General features: G+C 38.1%; 19 protein-coding genes and 3 pseudogenes. 12 read left to right on the top strand and 10 right to left on the bottom strand.

Annotated features, from left to right (window positions below; translation table 11 throughout):
* Positions 1-3: 3 nt before the first annotated feature.
* The 5 genes from VJ09_RS02615 to VJ09_RS02600 all read right to left on the bottom strand — a co-directional run bounded on the left by VJ09_RS02615 (position 4) and on the right by VJ09_RS02600 (position 3,809).
* Positions 4-1,047, bottom strand: coding sequence for a flavin-containing monooxygenase (locus VJ09_RS02615; protein ID WP_044640119.1), 1,044 nt, complete (start codon positions 1,045-1,047; stop codon positions 4-6).
* A gap of 75 nt (positions 1,048-1,122) precedes the next feature.
* The gene (locus tag VJ09_RS18940; RefSeq protein ID WP_267904253.1) at positions 1,123-1,257 is read right to left on the bottom strand and encodes a hypothetical protein; all 135 of its coding nucleotides are present in this window, start codon (positions 1,255-1,257) and stop codon (positions 1,123-1,125) included.
* A 14-nt stretch (positions 1,258-1,271) separates the two neighbouring features.
* Positions 1,272-2,138 (bottom strand): permease, encoded by an 867-nt coding sequence (locus VJ09_RS02610; protein ID WP_044640118.1) that lies wholly within the window; start codon positions 2,136-2,138, stop codon positions 1,272-1,274.
* A 16-nt stretch (positions 2,139-2,154) separates the two neighbouring features.
* Positions 2,155-3,279 (bottom strand): NAD(P)-binding domain-containing protein, encoded by a 1,125-nt coding sequence (locus tag VJ09_RS02605; protein WP_044640117.1) that lies wholly within the window; start codon positions 3,277-3,279, stop codon positions 2,155-2,157.
* Between the two features lie 80 nt (positions 3,280-3,359).
* Entirely contained in the window at positions 3,360-3,809 is a 450-nt protein-coding gene (locus VJ09_RS02600; RefSeq protein WP_044640116.1) for a MarR family winged helix-turn-helix transcriptional regulator, read from the bottom strand.
* A gap of 188 nt (positions 3,810-3,997) precedes the next feature.
* On the opposite strand from VJ09_RS02600, the gene VJ09_RS02595 reads away from it, so the two are divergent.
* On the top strand, positions 3,998-4,609 hold the full coding sequence (locus VJ09_RS02595) for an NUDIX hydrolase (RefSeq protein WP_044640115.1): 612 nt from the start codon (positions 3,998-4,000) through the stop codon (positions 4,607-4,609).
* 389 nt (positions 4,610-4,998) lie between these two features.
* A complete protein-coding gene (locus VJ09_RS02590) occupies positions 4,999-5,583 on the top strand; it encodes a GNAT family N-acetyltransferase (protein WP_082050369.1) in 585 nt (194 codons plus the stop codon).
* Positions 5,584-6,640: 1,057 nt separating this feature from the next.
* On the opposite strand, the pseudogene VJ09_RS18780 reads toward VJ09_RS02590, so the two are convergent.
* Positions 6,641-6,763 (bottom strand): annotated as a pseudogene (locus tag VJ09_RS18780) (DUF1697 domain-containing protein); the annotation flags it as partial.
* Positions 6,764-7,106: 343 nt separating this feature from the next.
* Between VJ09_RS18780 and VJ09_RS02580 the strand changes: the two are divergent.
* Positions 7,107-8,609, top strand: a complete 1,503-nt coding sequence (locus VJ09_RS02580; RefSeq protein ID WP_044640113.1) for a malate:quinone oxidoreductase — start codon at positions 7,107-7,109, stop codon at positions 8,607-8,609.
* 485 nt (positions 8,610-9,094) lie between these two features.
* Positions 9,095-9,913: a subclass B1 metallo-beta-lactamase gene (gene bla, locus VJ09_RS02575; RefSeq protein WP_052807346.1), complete on the top strand. Its 819-nt coding sequence runs from the start codon at positions 9,095-9,097 to the stop codon at positions 9,911-9,913.
* A gap of 123 nt (positions 9,914-10,036) precedes the next feature.
* Here bla and VJ09_RS02570 read toward each other — a convergent pair whose 3' ends face one another.
* Both VJ09_RS02570 and VJ09_RS02565 read right to left on the bottom strand, forming a co-directional pair.
* Positions 10,037-10,813: a MerR family transcriptional regulator gene (locus VJ09_RS02570; protein ID WP_044640111.1), complete on the bottom strand. Its 777-nt coding sequence runs from the start codon at positions 10,811-10,813 to the stop codon at positions 10,037-10,039.
* Positions 10,788-11,717: a DUF2268 domain-containing putative Zn-dependent protease gene (locus VJ09_RS02565; protein WP_044640110.1), complete on the bottom strand. Its 930-nt coding sequence runs from the start codon at positions 11,715-11,717 to the stop codon at positions 10,788-10,790. Before VJ09_RS02565 ends, VJ09_RS02570 begins: the two co-directional genes overlap by 26 nt.
* 731 nt (positions 11,718-12,448) lie before the next feature.
* Here VJ09_RS02565 and VJ09_RS02555 point away from each other — a divergent pair.
* Positions 12,449-12,883: a VOC family protein gene (locus tag VJ09_RS02555; RefSeq protein WP_044640108.1), complete on the top strand. Its 435-nt coding sequence runs from the start codon at positions 12,449-12,451 to the stop codon at positions 12,881-12,883.
* Between the two features lie 997 nt (positions 12,884-13,880).
* Here the strand turns inward: VJ09_RS02555 and VJ09_RS18290 are convergent.
* Positions 13,881-14,033, bottom strand: a complete 153-nt coding sequence (locus tag VJ09_RS18290) for a hypothetical protein (protein ID WP_154662335.1) — start codon at positions 14,031-14,033, stop codon at positions 13,881-13,883.
* 547 nt (positions 14,034-14,580) lie between these two features.
* On the opposite strand from VJ09_RS18290, the gene bioB reads away from it, so the two are divergent.
* From bioB to VJ09_RS18770, 5 genes and pseudogenes are all read left to right on the top strand, one after another.
* Positions 14,581-15,585 carry a biotin synthase BioB gene (gene bioB, locus VJ09_RS02550; RefSeq protein WP_044640107.1) on the top strand — a complete coding sequence of 335 codons (1,005 nt, stop codon included), beginning with the start codon at positions 14,581-14,583 and terminating at the stop codon, positions 15,583-15,585.
* A 154-nt stretch (positions 15,586-15,739) separates the two neighbouring features.
* A pseudogene (locus VJ09_RS19110) lies at positions 15,740-16,071 on the top strand (HAD hydrolase-like protein); the annotation flags it as partial.
* A 198-nt stretch (positions 16,072-16,269) separates the two neighbouring features.
* Positions 16,270-16,614, top strand: a complete 345-nt coding sequence (gene tnpA / locus VJ09_RS02545) for an IS200/IS605 family transposase (RefSeq protein ID WP_044640106.1) — start codon at positions 16,270-16,272, stop codon at positions 16,612-16,614.
* On the top strand, positions 16,580-17,143 hold the full coding sequence (locus VJ09_RS18775; protein ID WP_052807184.1) for an RNA-guided endonuclease InsQ/TnpB family protein: 564 nt from the start codon (positions 16,580-16,582) through the stop codon (positions 17,141-17,143). Before tnpA ends, VJ09_RS18775 begins: the two co-directional genes overlap by 35 nt.
* 85 nt (positions 17,144-17,228) lie before the next feature.
* Positions 17,229-17,609, top strand: a complete 381-nt coding sequence (locus VJ09_RS18770; protein WP_267904289.1) for an RNA-guided endonuclease InsQ/TnpB family protein — start codon at positions 17,229-17,231, stop codon at positions 17,607-17,609.
* Between the two features lie 235 nt (positions 17,610-17,844).
* Here the strand turns inward: VJ09_RS18770 and coaA are convergent, their stop codons facing one another.
* Positions 17,845-18,768 carry a type I pantothenate kinase gene (coaA, locus tag VJ09_RS02535; RefSeq protein ID WP_044640105.1) on the bottom strand — a complete coding sequence of 308 codons (924 nt, stop codon included), beginning with the start codon at positions 18,766-18,768 and terminating at the stop codon, positions 17,845-17,847.
* A 441-nt stretch (positions 18,769-19,209) separates the two neighbouring features.
* Between coaA and VJ09_RS02530 the strand changes: the two genes are divergently transcribed.
* Both VJ09_RS02530 and VJ09_RS18765 read left to right on the top strand, forming a co-directional pair.
* Positions 19,210-19,686 (top strand): MarR family winged helix-turn-helix transcriptional regulator, encoded by a 477-nt coding sequence (locus tag VJ09_RS02530; RefSeq protein ID WP_044640104.1) that lies wholly within the window; start codon positions 19,210-19,212, stop codon positions 19,684-19,686.
* Positions 19,687-19,792: 106 nt separating this feature from the next.
* Positions 19,793-20,634: pseudogene (locus VJ09_RS18765) on the top strand (ArsA family ATPase); the annotation flags it as partial.
* Between the last annotated feature and the right edge of the window lie 9 nt (positions 20,635-20,643).

The following is a 20,643-nucleotide window of genomic DNA, read 5'->3' as shown; positions in this document are numbered from 1 at the left end:
CTCCTAAATGAATTGTCTAATATGCTTTACTATATACTTTGCATCTGTGCCCACACCTCGAAGAGTCGCCGAAGAAAAAGAACGTTGCCACTCTAATCCTACATAATATAGACCCCTAACAGTTGAACTTACTCCGTTGTTCTGTATCGGATTACCCATGGAGTCGATCGCCGTGTTAAGTGACTTTAAGTGGCTCACATTCGGGCGATATCCAGTTGCAAAAATAATGGTATCTATTTTCTCTTCTTTGCCACTTTCCCATAGAACGCCATTTTCCGTAAAAGAGGTAAACATAGATCTACGATCTGGTTTGTTTTTAGAAATGGCTTTTTCGTAAATCCCTGTATCTAGTACTCCATTTGTCATCGAGAGCCATTTTTTTAAGGGAAGCCAATCTATCCCCGTTATTTTTAGCCAAAAGTGCACATCCTTCCCTAGGACACGCTGTGGCATAAAGGAAATCGGACTACGTGTAGCCAGGGAGACATTGGACATAGTAGAGAGTTCGAATGCAATCTGAACTGCCGAATTTCCAGCCCCTACTACAACGATTCGTTGACCTTGAAATGATTCTGGTTTTTGATACTGACTGGAATGGATCATCGTTCCTTGATATAGGTGGATTCCATTGAGATCGGGTATATATGGGTAAGCAAAAGCTCCCGTTGCAGATACTACGGTCTTTGCATGAAATATGTTGCCTAACGAAGTATGAATTTGGAAAAGATGATCTTGTTTTATTTCAATGACTCTTTCATTAGTACGAATAGGAAATTGGAAATGGGTAGCATACTCGGTAAGATAGGAAACAACTTCTTGTTTGGTAGGATAATGATCTGGATCTCCTGGAAATCGAAATTCCGGAAGGGAAGAATAACGTGCCGGAGAAAATAAGGTGAGACTGTCATAATAACTAGGCCAAGAACCAGCAGTTTGATCACTTGCCTCTAAAACAAGATACTCTAGTTGCTGTTTTTGTAAATGATAAGCAGTTGCTAATCCCGCCTGTCCTGCTCCTATCACAACACAGTCAAACACTTTCTCCATATACGAGTAGCTCCTTTTTCTTATATTCCTTACAGGAAGAGCCCTCATTTGAGATTTATGAGGGCATTTTCATTATTACTTCGAACAGCAGGTAGTAGCTTCTTCTTTTTCGCAACATTCTTTTTCATCTACTTGAATCTCTTCAATTTGAATATTGCAGCAAGATTGTTCCTCTTGTTTTTTAGCAAATAGGCTTTTGAACAAAGACATCTTTTTCACCTCCTTTAAATGAAGTAGAACAAGAATCCAGATAGAGTCGCCATGCTAATCACGGACACGATAAATGCAATTACCAACTTCTTACGGAAAATTGAATTGAGTAGCGTGATCTCTGGTAAACTCGCACCTGCGGAACTAATCATAAGTGCCATGACAGGAGCCATTGCCATTCCTTTGGCAACTAAAATTTGTGATAGAGGGATCATGGTAGATAGTCGAATATATAGAGGGATTCCGATAATGGCTGCCACTGGAACGAGCCACCAATTATCTCCACCAAATACAGAAGCGATCCACTCTTCTGGTACATAACCATGGATGACAGAACCAATCGCTGCTCCAATCAAAAGGTATGGGTAGACGCTTTTCATTAAATCGACTGTATCCAAGAAAGCACCTTTTAAACTAAACTTGGTTTCTTTCTCTTGGTATCCAGACATCACGACTTTCTTCACATGTTTTTCAAATCCTAATCTTTCTAAAATAAGACCGATGGCAACGGAAAGGATGGAGGTAATGATGGTATAAGCTACAGCAACTTTTACTCCTAACATAGCTCCCATCAAGGTAATAATGGTCGGGTCTAATACTGGAGAGGAAAAGAGAAAGACCATCACAATTCCAAAAGGGATCTTTTTATTTAGTAGGTTGACAACGACAGGAATGGTAGAGCAAGAACAAAAGGGAGTGATGAAAGCAAGGAGGAGGGCAGCTAGAATGCCCAGTCCTTTATTTTTCTCTTGTAAAAACTTCTGGATTTTATGATAAGGGATGAATCCTTGAATGAGACTGATAAGAAACGAGATTCCAATAAACAAAAGAGTAAGTTCTAGTGCAATGGAGAAAAAATCTTGTAAGACAGTCCAAAACATGGGTTGTACCACCTTTTTATTTAGTAGCAATTATTTTGTTCAAGATCGCTGGTATGATGGTAAATGCTGTTTTTCTTAAACCTAGGATGAACCGGAATGTAGGTCCATGGCTATGTGAGGATAGAGGTCCAGCAAAGTAGAGTCCAGGTACACTAGATTCAAAGGTTTCATTTAGTAGAGGGAATTGGTCATATCCCTGTTCTCGTGTAATTCTCTCTAAAAGATCTTGTTGAAAGAAGGGAACTTTCTCTACATTGATCTTGAAACCACTAGCTGATATAACATGATCTACTTCTCGTTGGGAGCCGTTAGACAAGTGCAACCGTAGCTTTCCTTCTTCTGTTTCTTCCGCTTTTAGAATTGTCGTGTCACCTGTTACAGGCACAATGCCATCTACATATGGTTTGAGAAAATGTGCTACACTCTCTGGAGATTGCCCCCACTCTGGTTCTTTTTCTTGGATTGGCAATTGATAAAATACATCTCCCAAATCTCGAAGAGCAATTTCATCTGCGATTCCGCCCGCATAATTGGCTGACTCTCGTCGATAGATCAACTCCACATTAGCGCCTTTACGGTATAAGAGACCTGCTGCTTCCCACGCACTTTGTCCACTACCGATCACTGCAACTGTTTTTCCGCTAAACTGTGTAAAGTTTAGATATCCCGATGTATGCGACACTAAGGAACTTGGAAGGTTTTTGAACATTTCAGGTATGTATTTGTAGTGTTCGACTCCTGTTGCAATGATCACATTTTTGGTAGTGAACGTTTGCCCGCTTTCGGTGATCACTTCATAGTGTTCTCCATGAGATTGGACGGAGGTAACTAATTCTGGAGTAAACTCAACTCCTGATTTTCTCGCAAACCACATGGCATATTTTACAAAGATGGGACGGGGAAGAGGGGTAACCAATTCGGTTCCCGTTTCTTGAGCAAATTGATGAATGGTTAGTTCATCTCGTGCATCGGAAAAACTTACGAAATCATGGGGAGTACGGATAAACATATCCTGTGGCATTTGGTTCTTCCAAAAATCCATTGGGTAACCTAATAGTTTATAATCTAATTGGTTTGCCACGCCATGAGCAGCTAACGAAATTCCATAAGGTCCAGATCCAATAATGATAACGTCTAACATAACAAACACTCCTATTTTTTAAGTTGTTTTCCATACTCATAAACTTGTATTTTGCAAGTATTAATCTGGAAATAATGGGGTTAAGACCCCATCGGATTACAACACTCTTTTGATTTTGCCATACAGGAATTTAATAGCTCAATAGATCGTAATACCATCTCTTTTTCCGTGTCACTCATATATCCAAAAACCTCATCTAGGTATTGGTTCATTCGTTGGTCAATCGTCGTTGCGATAAATTTACCTTCCGTGGATAGCGACAAAATACTTACTCTGCGATCTTCTGGAGAGGGAGTTTTTTTCACTAGGTTCATTTTGATTAGAGATTGTATTTGTCTACTAAAGGTCGTGATGTCGATCCCTAGTGTTTCTGCAATGTGTTGCATCGAAGGTTGGTGTTGGCGATCAATTTCGTAAAGGATATGGCTTTGTACCAGTGAAATTGCAGAGTCTCCTATACTACAACAATTTTTATTTAAGAAGCCAAAACGACGAGTCATGATCTGAAATAATTCTCGAGTACTTTGCACCATTTCACCACCTATTCGTTGTGTTTGGATTTTTATTCACTTGTAAAATGCAAGTAATTGATTGGATTAAGATTACATCATTGATACTTTATCTGTCAATACATATTTTAAATGTTTAGCCCCATTTTTTGTTAGAAAATCGAAATATTGAATAAGTAATTTATAATGATAATGTGAGGTGATGATAGATGAAACACACTTGGTTGGAATGGGCTAAACGAATTCAGTCAATTGCCCAGGCTGGTTTAGCGTACAGTAAGGACCCTTTTGATATAGAGCGTTTTCATGAGTTGCGAACAATTAGCGCAGAAATAGTGGAAAAACATACGGATGTACCCTTTGAAAAGATAAGAGATCTGTTTCTGAATGAAACAGGTTACCAAACACCGAAGATAGATATACGAGCAGTAGTTTTTCAGGGGAATAAACTTCTTCTTGTTCAAGAAAAAAGTGATCAGAAGTGGACCCTACCAGGCGGATGGGCTGAACCAGGATACTCTCTTTCTGAAAATGTGGTGAAGGAAGTGAAAGAAGAATCGGGTTATAATGTTCAGGCAACCAGAGTGTTAGCTATTCTAGATCGGGATCGGCACGGACATACTCCGAATCCTTACTCTATATATAAAATATTTGTACTATGTGATTTTTTAGGAGGTGCTCCTCAAGCAAGTATTGAAACAAGTGACGTTGGTTTTTTTGACTTGGAGAGTTTACCTCCTTTGTCTGTAGACAGAATAACGGAAAAGCAAGTACGGAAACTAGTTAAAATAGCTAAGGACAATATTATTTGGTTTGATTAGAAAAAAGCCGGTAGTATGGGTTTCTTTGCTTATCAGCTCTTACAAACCTCTGAAAGAATCGACTTCAATATGGCAAGAAAAGATGGCAAATCGAAAGACTCACTGTACAACCATCTTGCAATACGAGAGTGTTATTGAGGGATTACAAAAGTAACCAAGAGTGTACTTCTACTTCCAAAAAGATCGAACGTGAAATGGACGATAACAAACAAAAATGCCATAATCGCTTCGTTAGAACGTCACATTTAGAAATTTGAAAGCGACAACAAACAATTGCGTGAGCAATTAAAAAATAGCATATGCGGATGTTGATCAGCAGATTTAACAGGAAACCGTGTTCTCTCTCAGACATTGAAAAAAATATCTTTATGTAAAGGAGACAATGAAAATTGGATAGCAAAGAGAAAGTAGATCTAGTTAGGTGCTTACTCGTAGGATCCGTTAATTCTGAAACCTTCGATTTCCAACCACAGCTGGGGAGTGAACTCATCGAGATCCGGCCGCTAAGGGCAGAGGACTTCACAGAGCTCTATACAGTGGCGTCAGATCCACTGATTTGGACGCAACACCCGAACAAAAATCGGCACGAGGAAGAAGAATTTAAGGCCTTTTTTCTCGATGCACTTAATTCCAAAGGTGCGTTGGCAGTGATTGACAACAAAGAAGACCGCCTGATTGGGTCATCGCGATATCACGGTTACAACGAAGAGCGGGATGAGATCGAGATCGGGTGGACGTTCCTTGCCAGGTCACACTGGGGCGGTACGTACAATCAGGAACTAAAACGGCTTATGCTACAACATGCGTTCAAGTTCGTCAGCAACGTGATCTTCTTGATCGGACGGAACAATTTCCGCTCTCAACGGGCCGTGGAAAAGATTGGTGGAGTGCTGTCAGGATCGCGACGAGACGCGAATGGATTGGAGAGTCTTGTCTACCGGATTGATAAGTCATTTCAAAAAATTCAGGAATAAAGAAATGCCATGTATATCTGTATCAAAACAAATTAATCTTTGATTAATTTGAGGTGTAAATAAATGTCGTTAACGTCCGTTATTTTTAATATGTTATATAATAAACTGAATTTTCGGGATACTCACATGACTAGTCAACAAATTGGCAAAAAAACTCTATTTGTTCTTTAGTGAGTTTTACTGCCTCATCTTTTCTTATATCAAGGTGAAATACATGTTGAATAAATTTGTCATTCTGACCATACTCCTTATAAACGTAATGGGTTCCTACGTTCTTTAATTTATCAAGAAAAGAAGGTTTGATACCCACCAATATATCATTAACACTGCATGTGGTGTTTTTACATCAATAAGAATATAAATCAAGGACCTTATTTGAGGTCCTTGATTTATATTCGATTATAGGAAACGCATTTTTTCTTAATTGTGCTTTGACAACTCTTATAGAAGAAAGCGATATGTTCTTGTTGTTTCCCTGGGCTTCTTGTTTTTGATGATTAATTAATGATGATTGCTTACAAAGGAATCCGTTGGATTAAGGGGATGCTGTTTCGTTTCAAGTTCAACTATAGTTGTATATTTATTGTATGAAAATATTACTGCTACTACTAAGACTACAATTAAGATTATTAATGTCAATTTTGGATCTTTCCCCGAATCACGCGCATGCTTTATTACAACAATGATAATGACAATATAGAGAAAAACGAAGAACAGACTACCACCTAAAATTATAGAAGATGCAGAGATATCAATCAGCCTCCTTAATACAAATATTATAAATTGTACAGTAAAAAAGAGCTAACATGTGAAAACAAGCCGATTTCTCCTACAAAAATCAGAATGAAGATGAATAAAATGTTGCGTAAAACGAGTCCATCGGTCAACCTCAACTAACAGATCCGTCAGCTTAATTTGAGGTAACACCTGATAAATCTGATGCATGAGTGTTTCTGCTTCATCAAGAACCGCCTATTTCAGTGATGCTATGTGGATTCTTTAATTTTCGATGGTTACATCAGGCAATTGATTTCTTTGTTCTTGCTAATATCATGTTTCACGCCTCTGCTGCTTGCATAAGTTCGTATATTTTGCGGGTTGTATTTACATTCCTGATTGTTATTTTTTTATATGGCTTTGAACCAACGAGTTTAGTCATACCGGATTTGGTAATATTTTTCCCCGAAACATTATTTCCCCGTTAAGCGATCAAATAATACGTCCCGACTTTTAATCTGTTAAGGATGAAAGTCGGGATTTTGTATGTTCTAAAAGGGGTAGATAAGAAAAGCAGTGTTTTTTCTTCAGACTGTCATCCATAGATTGATTTAGCTCGTCCACATTTTTGTTGATTTCTACTGTATAATGAACATGTAATTTCATCTCTCTTGTTCTCCGTTTTTTATATATTTTATGTTTTATTCTTTGTCCATAGCTTCAAACTTATAAGATTTGTTTCGATTTACATATTGGTTTGAGTGTTTATCTGACTTGGAACGAAACTATTTTAGGAGAAGATTATAATGAGCAACATACAGAAAAAAACAGACGTTATCTTAATTGGCGCCGGAATCATGAGCGCGACTTTGGGATCATTACTGAAAGAGTTAGTCCCTGAATGGGAAATCAAAGTGTTTGAGAAACTTGAAAATGCAGGAGAAGAAAGCTCTAACGAATGGAACAATGCAGGTACGGGCCATTCTGCACTGTGTGAGCTAAACTATACATCCGAGAAAGCGGACGGATCTATAGATATTAGCAAAGCGATAAAAGTGAATGAACAATTTCAGCTTTCCTGTCAATTTTGGTCTTATCTTGTAAAAAGCAATCTGATTCGTAATCCGCAGGACTTTATCATGCCATTACCTCATATGAGTTTCGTACAAGGGGAAAAAGATGTAACCTTTTTGAAGAAACGTTTTGAAGCGCTTTCAAAAAATCACCTGTTTCAAGGAATGGAATTCTCCGATGACCCTGAAAAACTAAAGGAATGGATTCCGCTAATTATGGAAGGCCGGACATCCAACGAACCGATCGCAGCAACCAAAATTGACACTGGAACGGATGTCAACTTTGGTGCTTTAACGCGCAGTTTGTTTGACCACTTAAAGAGTAAAAACGTGGAGATCAACTATAAGCATAGTGTTGAGGATATTAAGCGTACGAGCGACCGTTCGTGGGAAGTCAAAGTGCATAATATTGAGAGCGGTAACATCGAATACCATTCTGCAAAATTCGTTTTTATCGGAGGTGGCGGTGGCAGTCTGCCTTTACTACAAAAAACGGGTATTCCGGAGTCAAAACATATTGGAGGATTTCCAGTAAGCGGTCTATTTATGGTATGTAACAATCAAGAAGTGGTAGAGCAGCATCATGCGAAAGTATATGGTAAAGCAAAGGTTGGCGCACCTCCAATGTCTGTTCCACATCTAGATACAAGATATATTGACAACAAAAAAACATTGCTGTTTGGACCGTTTGCTGGCTTCTCACCAAAGTTCTTAAAGACTGGATCCATTTTTGATTTGATCCGTTCCGTAAAACCGAGCAATGTCTTAACGATGTTGGCGGCAGGCGTCAAAGAGATGGCATTGACAAAATACTTGATCCAGCAACTTCTGTTATCGAATGAAAAGCGTATGGAAGAATTACGCGAGTTTATTCCGAACGCAAAAAACGAGGATTGGGGTATCGTGGTAGCGGGCCAACGTGTGCAAGTGATCAAAGATACGGAGACAGGCGGGAAAGGAACACTTCAATTTGGTACAGAAGTTGTTAGTGCGGCTGATGGCTCGATTGCTGCGCTACTTGGCGCTTCTCCGGGTGCTTCTACTGCCGTTCACGTCATGCTAGAGGTATTAGAAAAATGCTTCCCACAGCAAATTAAAGAGTGGGAACCGAAAATAAAAGAAATGATTCCTTCTTATGGTGTGTCTCTAGTGGAAAACCCAGAGCTTTTTCAAGAGATTCATAGTTCCGCAGCGCAGACGCTTCGTTTGAGTGAAAAAGAATTGGTCCATAGTTAATTCTTTGAATTTAGAAGCAAAGATATTTGAATGTAAAAGTTAATCTACATTTTGTTAGTGAATTATTGTTTCTTTGATGAAGAGAAAAAAACACAGAGAGATAATAAAAAACTTGGTTTCGATAAGAGGAATTCATACATCCGAGCGTATTGCAATGGCCCTTTCTAGGGCTCTTTTTTTGTTATAATTTAATTATCGGATTATTCAAACAGGAGTTGATCGTGATGTAGAGTAGAGCTTTTTCCAGATGGAACAGTAAGCTAGTAGAAATATATAAATGGATGCCTAGAAAAGAACATGTTTATAGAAGTGGATAGATATTACGATTTCTAGTCCTGGGTTTTCTGTTGAACAAAACCATTATGATGACTGCAATACGGTGGATATATAGAACGAAATACTACATAGTCAGCCATGAGGCTTTCTGTGGTCGCTACTTGTAGTAGATGCCAGAAGTAATATCCAATTTGAAAGGTGAGATTTGGTTGAAAATTAGCAAGGGATGGATCGGAAAAGTTGTGTTTAGTTTGCTACTAACATTATCCGTTGGTATGACATCATTGCATTATCAAACGTTTGCTCAGTCTAAAAAATCATCACCTCCAACTCAGATTACCAATCCAGATAAGACCATTGTATTAACGAAATTGAATGACAAAGTATGGGCACACACATCCTATAATGAGTGGAATGGCACACCTATACCCCACAATGGGTTAATCGTTTCTACTTCCAAAGGAGTAGTTTTGGTTGATACAGCATGGGATACAATAGAGGACTACCAAAAAACGGAAGAGTTATTAAAGATGATCAAAAAACATTTGAAGAAAAAAGTGGTTCTGGCACTGGTTACTCATGCGCATGATGATAGCATTGGAGGCATTCAGGCGTTACTGAATGAGGGGATTGATGTACGTAGTACCGTTCTGACAGCAAAATTAGCTGTGGAATATGGATATCCTCCGCCCAACCCGACACTCGATGCTCATCCCGTGATGAAAGTAGGTGATACAGTAATCGAAGCCTTTTATCCTGGTGAAGGTCATTCGAAAGATAACATTACTGTTTGGCTTCCTCAATATAAGATATTATTCGGCGGGTGTTTCATCAAAGCATTAGGTGCAAAAGATCTTGGAAATCTTTCTGATGCCAATGTAGAACAATGGGATGATTCCGTTCAGAAGGTAATCGAAAAATATCCAAATGTCAAAACAGTTATACCTGGACATGGGGATTGGGGAGATAAGAGCTTACTCTTCCATACAATGGATTTGATCAAACAATATACCCAAAATAATAGCTAAACGAAATCATCACAACTCATGCTTCAAAAATTTTTTTTCATTTATTGATAAAAAATCTCCTTCTCAACACCAACTAGAGAAGGAGATTTTTTATCTAAAACACGAAATGGAATTACCCAAGTATCAAACGAATTCATTCGTGCGAGTATTTAAATAATACATAATAGCGTCATATAAAAATTCGGATAAGTCTTCATTACTAAATTGATTGATATAACTTTTGAATCGATTATGGAATTTATACGTATTTGCAATACATGCTAATATCTCAGAGTCACAAACAATAGCTTGTTCTAGATTACTTTTCCATTCTGTAATTAATTGCTGTACTTCATCAGAAGAAGGAGACTGGTTTATACAGGATGCCATTCTTCTAAATACACTTTCCATGTTTTGCTCAAACACAGAGAATAAGTTTGCTTTTTCACTAGGAGAGAGTTTTTCCAGTTTCCTCTCAAATTCTTTGTATTTTTCTGTTTCTCCATAAAAGAATCTCGCTTCATGAGCATACTGTTCTTGTAATGGTAAAATGGATGAATCATGAAAAATATGTAGATTGTAGATATCTTTTCCAGATACATACTCGTCCAATGCAGTAATGATTGTTTCCAATCGTTGCTTTTTTATCAATAATGTTTGGCTATGCTTTTTTAATAGTTGTTTCTGTTCTTCCTTCGAAAGTTCCAAAATGTCCTTAATCTCTTGTAGGGAAAAATCCATTTCCTTTAAAAATAAAATGGTTTGTAGTTTTACTAAACTATTTCTATCATAGAGTCGATAACCATTTTCCGTAAGATGAGTTGGCTTCAATAAATTTATATTATCGTAATAATGTAAGGTTCTTTTTGTTATGCCTGTAATTTGAACCATGTCTTTAACTGCTAATAATTGTTTCTTCATCCCAAAATCCTTTTACTTCATGTAATATATCATTCGCAGGAGTAATGGTAGCTTCATAAATAGTTTTACCTGTTTTTTCTAAATAGTATTTGATTAAATAATATCCACAGGCATAACCGGCACTATAAGGCATATTGATTGGTGTTAAGTTTTGGAGTTTTGCTAATTCATCGCCGTAAAGGTACGGTGCCAAATTCTCAAAGCCTCTTAGTTGTAATTTTTCCTTGAGCACAGGTTTAATACGCTTATTAAGAGTTTCCATATCTGTTTTCGATACCCAAGGTCCAAGCAGCTCCTCCCCAAAAATAGAAGTAGCATAGTTTTCCGCTAACCCTTCACTCACAATTAATTCACCTAATGTAACAGCAAAATGATCCCATTCAATAAATTGATAGCGGACATTATGATTACATTCATGAGCTAAAGCTGCCTTCATGCGAGGTATGGTATATTCATTTGGCACAAGTGCACCAAAAATATAGCCAGGAATACCCCCATCGCCACTATATCCCTCATTTATCATTAATAAAGGGTTATTTGGATTCCCTAATAGAATAGTGAATAAATAATCAGATACACGAAGATTCACGCCATGTTCTGTAAATAACTGAAGGCTTTTCTTAACTGCTTCTTCACATTCATCCCAAAAGGAATCGGACGAAATTAATTCTAATTCTGTTGAAATCTCATTGGTGATCTGAGTAGGTGAGATGTTTGTTAAATTGTTCAACATAATAACATCAAAACCATTAGGCTCCTCAGCTTTAAAAGGAACATGTTGTATTTCCCATTTTTTCATAAATGGAGCAAACATTTCTTGTCTGAGTAATTCAACTTTTTCTTCTTGTGGAGCTTGTAAAACTTTGCGATATATTTTATCTGAGCGTAATGCTTTTATATTCATTTTTTCACCTCTTATTAATTTAGTTAAAATTATGCACTATGACGTTACGTTATAGTCAAGAGATTAATAACATTACTTTTTGGCCATTTCGGAAACGTTTAAGGGATCGTATCTGGAATTCCCTTAAATTTGGGGCAATGTTCAAGAAGACGCTTGATAGATTTATCTTATGCGGATTCATTTCCCGCTTTTTAGATGAATCCGCCTCGGACGAGGTGGGTTTCTATTCTCTCGCAAATCCGATCTATTTTGGAGTTTTCTCCTTCAGGAGTTTCTCGATGCTCCTGATCGTCATTGACATTATGAAAGGTTGTAAAATGCTTTCAACTACTGATGAATTGGGCGTGTTCGATATCCACTTAAAGAGGTGCTTAGAATACCTTTCTTTTTCTAAGAAGGAAAAGAAAGCCAAATGTAGAAAAATAAAATATGCACATATTAGCTGTGTCTCGAAACCCATTGCAAGAAGGTCTTAGGCTCATTACCGAAGGAACTAAGGTCTAATCATGGTCCATTTCCTGTCACTATATGGGATTACCAAGACCACACCTACCTATAAGAGTTAGTAGTGGGAGTGTTCAATGTACTATTGCTCCTATTAACCAGAATGACCAACAAATCTTCTGACTGTCAAAATGAGATCATTCGTTCGCATAATATTGTTTGCAACGCTATTTTTTGGTGTATAATAGACGAGATAACCAATTATTTCCGGAGGAGTTGTTGGAAATATGTCCATTTATTTGAATCCTTATCTGGTTTTTGACGGCAACACGAGAGAGGCGGTCGGCTTTTACGAGAAAGCGCTGGGTGCAAAAGTGATGGGAATCATGAGATTCGGAGATATGCCAGAGGATCCGAACCACCCGCTGACTGATGACATGAAAGACCGCATCATGCACGCGCATTTGAAAGTCGGTGACTCGGATCTGATGTTCTCCGATACATTCCCCGGCATGCCCTACCAGCAAGGCGACTCGGTTCAGATTGCTCTCCACCCAAGCGATGAGGCGCGATCCAGAGAAATCTTTAACGCTCTCGCTGACGGCGGCCAAATCGTTATGCCTTTGCAGAAAACGGATTGGAGCCCCTTGTACGGAATTGTAAAGGACCAATTCGGAGTGTTTTTCCAAGTGAGTACGGCATCAGAGCAAGGGCAGCAATAAACTTTTTTCATCCCAGTCCGTGGCATTCAAAATAACAACCTCACAAAATACATAAAGGACTTGTGACAAAGTACACCGATACTGCAAATGCAGCGACTGCCCAACCTGTCCGGTTTGCGAACAAGAACTGGAACCGGACACTGGGTTCTTTTCTCTGTTTTCAATTCCTCCTATACAAGCATTGAAGCATGAAGGGATCACCACTTTACAAAAGCTATCTGGGCTTTACCGAGATATTACACCTTCGCGGTATGGGACCAGTTCAATGTCTATACTTAGTAATGCGTTGCAGTCGCAAGGTTTAGCATTCAAGCCTAGGAACAAAGCAAAAGGAAAAAAGCTGAAGCTGAGGAAAATCAACATCGCTGACTAACTGGTTGGAATTATGTTGATTCAAGAAGTGTTTGACGCTATATTCAGTAGTGTCTTTTTTGTATCAGGGGCGAGTTCATTTTAATCGGTTCACTATTTTGCCTAAAAATAAAAAAGAGTCATGTCTCTAGGACGACTCTTGTGTCGATATAATAGTAGTGCCTGGACAGTGCAAGAAGCTCTGTCCAGGCTGAGAAGAGGGAGAACGATACCCGGTCAGTAACACATGCTACCAAAGCAGTGGCCATAGCCATGCTTGCATGTGTCGCAGGGGCAACCGCAACCCGTGGTTGCAAGAGTCCTGATGACCTTCTTTATGGGCATGAGAACCTCTTTTCAGGTACCAGCACCATCTTGTATGGTACTGTCTTATAACCAATATACCACACTTTTTTAAGTTATGGGAATAATTGTTCAACTAAAACGTTTTTTATTGCATATTTTTTTAAAACTCTTGTTTTGTTAACTTTTCATCGTATTAATCAATTAGAAGTTCATAAAAATAATCCCTACAAAAATAATCAGGATCATCTATATTACAATTCATAGACTAGTCTCTTCTCTGATGAATTATTCTTTTGTTACCCTAAACTGTTTTCATCTGGTTGATCAAAGGGAATTGGGTTCAGTACGGTCTACATTCTGCGATTTCCCCCTCTTGAATCTGACTGTATACCGTCTCACTCAGTTTTTCCTTAAGGAGAGCCTGGACAATATCGAGATCAAGCGGATCCCGATAGATATCGAATGCCCGCAGATCAAACTGACTCAAGAACACTGATCTTCATCCCGAGTGTTATGAGGGTGATTGATAAGGAGATTTTTGGTCGTCTGCGGGTATCTTAGGTAATTTTACATAAGGATTTTGTAAGTCATAAAAAAGAAATCAAGAATCTTCTAGTGTAGAACTTTATTATTAGTTTTGGATCTGGGGTTTTTGTTGTAGTTCTGATATACTCAACATGGGTTTATTGTAAACCTATAATATTTTATAGTTTACAATTAGAAGGATAGGAGATTGATAGAAGTATTGTTATGCGTGAGACAATCAGTAGTACATAAGAACCAACTACACAAATGATGCAATATTGAAAAGATATGTATTTGACCCAGCATAGTACGTGGCAAAGGTGTAGGACTGATGCCCGTTCAAGGTAGGGGATCATGACACAATTCTTGATTTTAGTAAATGGTGTTTGCTCATAATCGTTAAGAGTGTAGCGGTTTGATAGAGGAGACTTGTGCATCTGAATAGTGAAAGCAAGTCTTCTAAAGAAAATAGAGTTGTATATAGTAATCACAATTTTTGGTTTGGAGGATTAGAAATGAGTGAACAAACGATCGAAGCAACCGCATTATGGGAGAAATACGCAGATAAGGCATTAGCCGGAGAGTTGTTAACTATGGAAGAATCACTGTCTGTGTTATATGCCAAGGATGATCAGTTGCTTCCTATATTACAAGCAGCTTTTCGTGTGCGTCAGCACTATTTTGGAAAAAAAGTAAAGCTGAATATGATTATTAATGCAAAGAGTGGACTCTGTCCGGAAGACTGCGGATACTGCTCACAGTCAATTGTCTCCAATGCGCCAATTGAGAAGTACACGATGATGAAAAAAGAAGTGTTAGTTGCGGGGGCCAAGGAAGCACTAGCGCGAAAAGCAGGTACATATTGTATTGTCGCGAGTGGTCGTGGACCAACAGAGAAAGAACTAGAAGAAGTTATTGAGGCGGTAAAAGAGATAAAGCAAGATTTAAAAATGAAGGTTTGTGCTTGTTTGGGAATTTTGCGAGATGATCAGGCGGAGCGTCTAAAAGAGGCTGGAGTGGACCGCTATAATCACAATTTAAATACGAGTAAGGATCATTTTAGTAATATTACTACCACTCACACTTATGATCATCGCATACAGACTGTAGAGAAGGCAAAAGAAGTTGGGATGTCTCCTTGTTCGGGCTGTATTGTGGGAATGGGTGAAACACATGAACAAGTAGTACAGATTGCCTATGCTTTACGAGAACTAGATGCAGATTCGATTCCAGTAAATTTCCTAAACTCGATTAAAGGAACTCCACTCGAAAATCTGCAAGAATTAAACCCTCGTTATTGTCTAAAGGTATTGGCTCTGATGCGCTTTATTAATCCAAGTAAAGAGATTCGTGTCTCTGGTGGTAGGGAAATCAATTTGCGCTATTTGCAGCCACTGTCTCTTTATCCTGCAAATGCTATTTTTGTGGGGGATTATTTAACTACAGAAGGCCAAGCTGCCAATGTAGACCATCAAATGATTGAAGATCTTGGGTTTGAAATTGAAGAATGTGCTCTATAAGTGATTAGGATAAGGTTTCGAGAGGTTAAAAGAAGTAAATACTCGCTTTTCGATTTTATTTAAGGCATATAATCAAGAGATGGATGAAGTTTTGTAGCTACTTAGAAGATTAGTGGAGCTCTTGAAGTGATAACGGACACATATAAAATCAAACGACTTATATATTGTTACGAATGGTGTTTCCAAGACCAGTATAAACACTTAGGAGCTTCAGGATTACATCCATTGTTTAAAGATATTTTTGTGTCAGAGGACACTGGTTTTCAGAATCCAGTGAAGGAATACTATGGACTATGTATTTACGAGAATTCCTGATTTGATGTGAAACAAGCATTAATAATTGAAGATTCCTTAAATGTGGATATTAAAGGGGGACAGCTCGCTGGACTAGACACATGTTGGTTCAATCCCGAAATGAAAACGAATAATACTGATATTGTATCAACCTATGAGATTCAAAAACTTGAGGATCTTTATCGAATATAAAACAAGGAAACTAAATTGGCAACGATTCAATTGAATATATTAAAAGGCGTGTTTTGATCAATCTTTTTCAAAGCACGCTTTTTTAGTTATTGTTGACTAACAACAAGAAGAAATGGGCGTAAATATGGCGAGTTAACCGTTTTTAAGATTTGCGAACGGGAATTCTCCCCATTTCAATGGGGTAGATGAAAGGGAGCATTGCTCGGTATCCCCCTTGTGGGGATGCTGGAGGAGAAAGGGTTTGAAGTAGCTATGATGGAGGTGGGAGAGCAAGACCACGTCCATGTCTTTGCTTCTGCTCATCCTAAAATAGCTCCATCATACATTGTGAAAATGTTGAAAGGTATTTCCGCTAGGAAGTTATTTCTAAAGTTCCCGAGGCTAAGAAATAAGTTATGGGATGGTCATCTTTGGAATAGCAGCTTCTACATGGAAACCATTGGCTCTATTTCGGAAGAAACGATTCGTAAGTACATTGAAAATCAGAAAAAGAAAGGGGGAAAATCAAATGATGAAGTCGTACAAATTCAAGATAGAACCTAATCGGGTACAAATGGAACGAATCGAAACTACCTTGAATTTGTGTCGCTGGCTATACAATACAGCTTTGGAACAACGAAAGTTTTCTTATGAAAAACGTGGTATTTCCGTTAACTACAACATGCAACAGAATGAATTACCACGACTAAAGAAAGAGTTTCCAGAGTTCAAACAGGTACAATCGCAAGTGTTACAGGACATTCTACGTCGTTTAGATAAAGCATTTAAAGGGTTTTTTCGTAGAATCAAAGCGGGAGAGAAAGCAGGATACCCACGCTTTCAAGGTAAAAACCGTTATGATAGCTTCACATACCCACAAAGTGGGTTTTCTCTTGATGGGAAATATCTGAAACTGTCTAAGATCGGTAATGTTCGCATCAAATGCCACAGACAAGTAGAAGGAAAGATCAAGACCTGTACCATCATCCGAAAAAACGGAAAGTACTATGCTTGTTTTTCCTGTGAAATCGAAACCATAACACACTCGACAGGGAAAACGAAAACTAAAACGACTTCAGCGCATAGTATCTAAACGTAAGAAAGGTTCCAATCGTCGTAGAAAGGCTGTAGCTTTGCTTGCAAAGCTACATGAGTACATAGCAAATTAAAGAAAAGACATTGCCCATAAAATTAGTAGGTATCTAGTAGATCGCTATGATCTAATTGCCTTTGAAGATCTGAATATCAAAGGAATGGTCTTGAATCACAAATTAGCCAAAAGTATTGTGGATGCTGGATGGAATCAACTTGTACAGTTCACTTCCTACAAAGCAGAATATGCTGGTAAGCAAGTAATACAAGTGGACCCATACAACACGTCTCAGGCTTGCTCAAAATGTGGTCAGATCGTAAAAAAAGAACGAAAAGATAGAGTCCATAGTTGCTCTTGCGGTTATACAGAAGATAGAGATGTAAATGCGGCAAGAAACATACTACATAAAGCAGTTGGACATGTTCCAACGCTAAAATGCGGACAGTTAGAACTAAACCTAATATAGGCATGGAACGTGCCTTCGTGGAGAATGCGACGTTGGTCGATTCAATGAATCGAGAAGATCGCCATTTCAATGGCAATGTAGTTCACAGGAAATGCAAACAATAAGAATTATGCTAAAAATCTGGTATTCAAGAACAATATGGTTGTCGCAACGGCAACATATACGAAACAAGATGGAACCAAAGACACATGTGAATTCGGTGAAAATAACTCATATAGCAACAAGCCCAACAATCTTAGAATCTTTTTAAGTATACCTTTTCAAATCTATGGTCGTGGCCTTTTTTAAAAACAATATTAGCTCTTCGTCTCGTCGGTAAGATATTGTCATGTAAATTGATTGCATTAATGTCTTGCCAGATTTCAGTAGCTCGTTTAATAGCTTCGTCCTTAGACAAATTGGTGTAACGGTGAAAATATGACATCGGATTCTGAAAAGCTGTCTTTTGAAGTATAAGAAATCTTTCGATATACCATTTTTTTATATATTCTTCATCGGCATCAATATAGATGGAGAAGTCGAAAAAGTCACTGGCAAATACGTGGTGTTTTTTGTTGACTTGAAGGACATTAATACCTTCCACTATTAGAATATCTGGATTACGAATAACCTCTACTTGATCGGGCAGTATGTCATAAGTTAAGTGCGAATAAACTGGTGCCTCCACTTTCCTTTTTCCGGATTTCACTTTGATCATAAAATCAATTAATTTTTTCGTATTGTAGCTTTCAGGAAATCCTTTTCTACTCATTAGCCCTTTTCTTTCTAAGGTTTCTTTTGGATATAAAAAACCATCTGTCGTAACTAACTCTACTTTTTTATGATTTTCCCACCGCGATAAGAGGGTTTGAAGAACTCTGGCTACGGTACTCTTACCTACTGCTACACTACCTGCAATTCCAATAATATAAGGGGTTTTTCTAGCTTTATAGTCTAAAAAGGAGTTGGTTACTCCCTGCAGTTGTTGCGAAGCTTTCACTTTCAAATTAATTAAACGAGTTAATGGTAAATAGATCTCTTCGACATCTTGAAGAGAAATTTTTTCGTTTATGCCTTTTAAATTCTCTAGTTCTTCCTCCGATAACAACAAAGGAGTTTTTTTGCGTAAAGCAGCCCATTTCTCTCTATTAAATGCGATATAGTTTTTAAACGGATTCATATATGAAATTTACCTCACGATTAGATGTAAGTTCAGTTTAACAAATTATGTTGCTGAAAATCATGAGCTTCTTCTTAATTATTAAGTTATTGGCCGGACAATAGTTGACAGTTAGGGAGTTTGATTTGTTTCCAATTCTTCTGCGTTTTTTCGGAAGGAGACCATGACCACAACTGAGGTAAAGTAATACACACTGAGCGTTCCCTATCTACTAGGAAATGTTCTTTTGGTTGTTACAAAATGCCGATTTTGTTTTGAATGCGTCCATATCTGATTAATTATGTATGAATAGTATAATAAATTGACAAAAATATAACCCAAAATGGACGCAGAAGACTAATTTTATGAAATAATTATACATCCATTAGTTACACTTGATAAAAGTACGATATCGTATTAAAATAAAAGTAGGGAAATTACTCAAGTACATTGGAGACACATATGGATCAGTTATTATCTCTCTTTCTGAAAAATTGGACGAAACCACTACTCATTGATCAAGAGATTGATGAAATTTCGAAGAAAGTGACACGCTCGGAATTGATTGCACTCTTTATGCTTAAACAAAGAGGAGAAGCAACGATGTCCCAGTTAGCGTCCGATATGGGACTTCAAAAAAGTACGCTCACCAATATCAGACAACGCTTAACAAGACGTGGACTAATTCAACACTATCGGGATGCAAATGATCAACGTATCACTCGAATCCGTTTAACAGCAGATGGGGAAGAGTTCGCAAACCGTATTCTTGAAACGATGAACCGTATGCTTCAAAAAATGAAAGATGCTCTTACTTCCGACGAACTGGAGCAACTAATTGTTTTGCTACTCAAAGTAGCAAAAGTGGTCCAAACAACAGAACAGGAACAGAAAGAAGAGCAACCTACATTTAAACGCATCAAAATCGAAGATGAGTAACTTGGAAAATTCCAAGTTTCTCTTTTGTAGAATTAGTACGATATTGAACTAATTTCCTCGAGTAATCAATTGGTTTTCAATTTCCATTCATGCAGGAGGTTAATTCATGAGAATTATCATTTATACGGGAAAAGGCGGCGTAGGGAAAACGAGTATTGCTGCGGCAACAGGGGCACGTTTGGCATCAGAAGGGTTACGAACATTAGTGATGAGTACAGATGCTGCGCATAATTTATCGGATGCGTTTCAAGTTCCACTAGGACCAGATCCTATACCTATTTCCGATTGCCTTTGGGGCAAGAAGTAGATAACTTATTGGAGACGGAGCGAAACTGGAGCGTCGTTCAGGCGTGGTTTGGTCGAATCATCGAATGGTCGGACCTCCAAGATGTCAATAAGGAGGAAATGATAAATTTTCCTGGTATGGAAGAGTTATTCAGTCTTTTGAAAATACTCGAACACGTGGAAAGCGGCAAATATGATGTCTTGATTGTGGACTGTGCTCCTACTGGAGAAACCCTTCGACTATTAAGTTATCCCAATGTTTTAACCTGGTGGTTGGAAAAAATATTCCCTCACCAACGTCGCTTAGTAAAACTAGCTCGACCAGTAGCAAAGATTGTAACTGGTGGATTAGAACTTCCTGATAACAAGGTGATGGACAGTATCGAGAAATTATTCCGGCGAGTCATTGAGGTTCAGAGTTTGTTGTTAGATCACTCGATTACCTCAGTCCGAATGGTTCTCAATCCCGAGAAAATGGTTATTTCAGAGGCAAGACGATCATTCACCTATTTAAATTTATATGGGTTTAATACCGATGCCATTATTGTGAATCGTGTCTTACCAGAAGATGCTGATGTGGGTTATCTGGCAGAGTGGAAAAAGAGACATATTCAATATGAAGAAGAGATTACCAATACCTTTCAACCGATTCCAATTCTACGAGTACCCCTT

The sequence above is a fragment of the Risungbinella massiliensis genome (assembly GCF_000942395.1).
Lineage (GTDB): Bacteria > Bacillota > Bacilli > Thermoactinomycetales > Thermoactinomycetaceae > Risungbinella > Risungbinella massiliensis.
The sequence above is the reverse complement of the archived record's forward strand: the minus strand, read 5'-3'. Positions and strand labels throughout refer to the sequence as shown.